This is a genomic window from Hespellia stercorisuis DSM 15480 (assembly GCF_900142165.1).
Lineage (GTDB): Bacteria > Bacillota > Clostridia > Lachnospirales > Lachnospiraceae > Hespellia > Hespellia stercorisuis.
Genome location: NZ_FQZY01000153.1, coordinates 1 through 1,392, shown reverse-complemented (window position 1 = coordinate 1,392; position 1,392 = coordinate 1). Strand labels below are relative to the sequence as shown.

Annotated in this window: 1 protein-coding gene; it reads left to right on the top strand. The window is 40.7% G+C overall.

Going from position 1 to position 1,392, the window contains the following annotated elements:
* Positions 1-122: 122 nt before the first annotated feature.
* Positions 123-1,392 (top strand): ISNCY family transposase (locus tag BUB85_RS20840; protein WP_073113381.1); only part of this gene is annotated, 1,270 nt, incomplete at its 3' end.

Below are 1,392 nucleotides of genomic sequence, written 5' to 3'. Positions count from 1 at the left end.
TATGAACCATTTATGATAATGTCCTTATATACCACAAGGGGAAATGTCCCAAGTATGGTATACTGACTCCTGCTTATAATTTAGAACAGGAGGAATTCATTATCAGAAAGGTTATATTAGATATGGACGAACAAAAGAAATATGAAGTGATTAAAGGGCTTGCTGACCATCCAAGTCCAAACAAAGAACGAGCTGCTCTTACACTTGGCTGCACAGTACGCCACATCAACCGCATGCTTGCTGGTTACACAAAATCAGGGAAAGAATACTTTGTACACGGTAACAAAGGCCGTAAGCCCGCCAATACCATCCCTGAGGCAACAAAGGTTATTGTTATAGATCTCTATCGCAATAAGTACTTTGATGCCAACTTTACTCATTATACTGAATTGCTTGGCAAACACGAAAAGATTAACATCTCCGCTTCTTCCGTTTCCAAGATTCTGGAAAGTGAATACATACTTTCTCCTAAAGTATCTCGTGCCAAACAAAAACGCAAAAAAAGAGAATTGAAAGAATTAAAGAAGGCTGCTAAAACCCAGAAAGAAGCCGATGCAATTCAAACCAATCTTGTAGCGGTTGAAGATGCGCATTCCAGACGTCCCAGAGCTGCTTACTTTGGAGAACTGTTGCAGATGGATGCAACCCCTTATGAATGGATTCCCGGTATTATATGGCACCTTCACCTTGCTATCGATGATGCTACCGGCAGAATTGTGGGTGCATGGTTTGATACGCAGGAGACTCTGCGTGGCTACTACCAGATTTTTCATCAAATACTTACGACTTATGGAATTCCCTACAAGTTCTTCACGGATCGTCGTACCGTCTTTACTTATAAAAAGAAAAATTCCCCATCTCTCGATGAGGATACTTATACACAGTTCGCTTATGCCTGTCATCAACTGGGCGTTGAGTTAGGATCAAGCAGCGTACCACAGGCCAAAGGCCGTGTAGAACGTTTAAATCAAACCCTACAGTCGCGCCTTCCAATCGAGTTACGACTGCAAGGAATCACGACCATAGAGGAAGCCAATGAATTCTTAAACTCCTACATAAAAGAATTCAATGAGAAGTTTGCCCTTCCTCTGAATAGTATCAAATCTGTGTTTGAAATGCAACCATCTGATGAAAAAATCAATCTGACTCTTGCTGTTTTATGCGAAAGAACCGTTGATACTGGTCATTGTCTCAGACACAGTAATAAATACTATAAGATGCTGGATTGTAAAGGCATGCAAGTGCATTATCGAAAAGGTACAAAAACAATGTTTATTCAGGCATTCGATGGCAAGCAGTACTGCTGTGTAAACGACAAAGACATCTATGCCTTAGAATGCATTCCTGAACACGAAGCGAAGTCAAAGAACTTAGACCTTGATTATAAAGAAG